The 1614-nt window shown below is 76.7% G+C and carries 4 protein-coding genes; 3 read left to right on the top strand and 1 reads right to left on the bottom strand.

The features are described from left to right. On the bottom strand, window positions 1-331 hold a 331-nt coding region (locus AC1MIR_RS14530), incomplete at its 3' end, for a hypothetical protein (RefSeq protein ID WP_480028910.1). A 47-nt stretch (window positions 332-378) separates the two neighbouring features. Here AC1MIR_RS14530 and AC1MIR_RS14535 point away from each other — a divergent pair. The 3 genes from AC1MIR_RS14535 to AC1MIR_RS14545 form a co-directional block, all read left to right on the top strand. Further along, window positions 379-816: a gamma-glutamylcyclotransferase family protein gene (locus AC1MIR_RS14535; RefSeq protein ID WP_480028911.1), complete on the top strand. Its 438-nt coding sequence runs from the start codon at window positions 379-381 to the stop codon at window positions 814-816. 69 nt (window positions 817-885) lie between these two features. After that, on the top strand, window positions 886-1113 hold the full coding sequence (locus tag AC1MIR_RS14540) for a creatininase family protein (RefSeq protein ID WP_480028912.1): 228 nt from the start codon (window positions 886-888) through the stop codon (window positions 1111-1113). Beyond that, a partial coding sequence (locus tag AC1MIR_RS14545) for an FAD-binding oxidoreductase (RefSeq protein ID WP_480028913.1) occupies window positions 1106-1614 on the top strand: 509 nt, incomplete at its 3' end. The genes AC1MIR_RS14540 and AC1MIR_RS14545, both read left to right, overlap by 8 nt.

The raw sequence follows: 1614 nt of genomic DNA on the forward strand, positions 1-1614 counted from the left end.
GGCCCCGCCGGGCGCGGGCCCGCTGGGGGGCCCCCGGGCGGCCCGGGGGGGGGCCCGGGCCGGGGGCGCCGTCGGCCGGGCCGCGCTGCACCGCCGCGTGGAACAGCAGCCCGCCGGCCACGACGCCGATCGGCTTCATCGCCAGGAAGGCGCCGCGCAGCGTCTCCTCCGCGAGGAAACCGGCGGGCGCGGCGCCGTCCGGCAATGTCAGCCGCACCGCCGGCAGGGCGGCCAGGCGCGCGGCGAGCACCGCCGGCACCGGCCCGGCCCGGCCGGAGACGAGCAGGGCCACCAGCAGCAGCAGCGGCAAGGCCTGCAGCGCGACGATCATCGCGCGATCCTTGCCCGAAGCGCGCAGCGGGGCGAGGCTCTCCGGCGATGGACGCGCCGACGCTCTACGCCGCCTACGGCAGCAACCTCGACCATGCGCGGATGCGCCACGCGTCGCGCTGCCCCGGCGCGGAGCCGCTCGGCGCCGCGCTGCTGCCGGGATGGCGGCTTGTGGTGAACCGCTACGCCTCGATCCTGCGGGACGAGGCGGCCTTCGTGCCGCTCGGCCTCTGGCGCGTCACGCCGCGGCATCTGCGCGCGCTGGATGTCGCGGAGGGGACGGCGCTCGGCATCTACCGGCGCATCCGCATCCGCCTGCCGGAAGCGATCGGCGGCGCTACGGAGGCCTGGACCTATGTGGAGCAGGTCCATCGCCCCGGCCCGCCGGCGGATTGGTATGTCGCGCATCTCCGCCAGGGCTATCGCGACTTCGGGCTGGAGTCGTCGGCGCTGGACTCCGCGCTGTCGTCGCCCGCCCTGCGCTGAGGCGGGCCGATGACCGGAGGGGCTTCAGCCCCCGAGGTCTGAATCGGCCCGCTTCGCTGATATGCCGGGATGGCCGGCGCCGCGCCCCGCGGCGCGCCGGCGGCCGGCGCGCCGCTCGCCTGGCAGGCGCAGGACCTGAACCCGGCCGGCGCGGTCGGCGACGCATCCGCCGCCACCGCCGCGCAGGGCGAGGAGATCCTGGACTACGCGGCGGAGAAGATGGCCGCGCTGTGGTCCGAAGTGGCGGCCTTCGACGTGGAGGCCTGGCTGGCGAACGAGCCCGATCCGGATGCATGACATCGCCGGCCTCGCCGCGGACCTCGCCGGCATGGAGCTGGCGACGGACCGCGCGCTGCTGCGGCAGAAGAGCCGCGACTTCTACTGGTACAGCCCGATCCTGAAGCGCCAGCTCGACGGCAAGGCCGCCGAGCTGATCGCGCGCCCGCGGGACGAGGCGGAGGTGCTGCGCGTGCTCGCCGCCTGCCAGGCGCGGCGCATCCCGGTGACCGTGCGCGGCGGCGGCACGGGCAATTACGGGCAATGCGTGCCGCTCGAAGGCGGCGTGCTGCTCGACATGACCGCGATGGCGGCGCCGGTCGGGATCGTGGACGGCGTGGTGGAGGTCGAGGCCGGGGCGAAGATGATCGACCTCGACCTCTGGTGCCGGGAACGCGGCTGGGAGCTGAAGCTCTGGCCCTCCACCAAGCGCACGGCGACGATCGGCGGCTTCGTGCGCCGCCGCCGCCCCCCGGGGGGGGGGGCGCGCCCCCCCCCCCGGCCCCGCCGCCGGCCGTGGAG

This window comes from Falsiroseomonas sp. RANM36 (genome assembly GCF_056682175.1).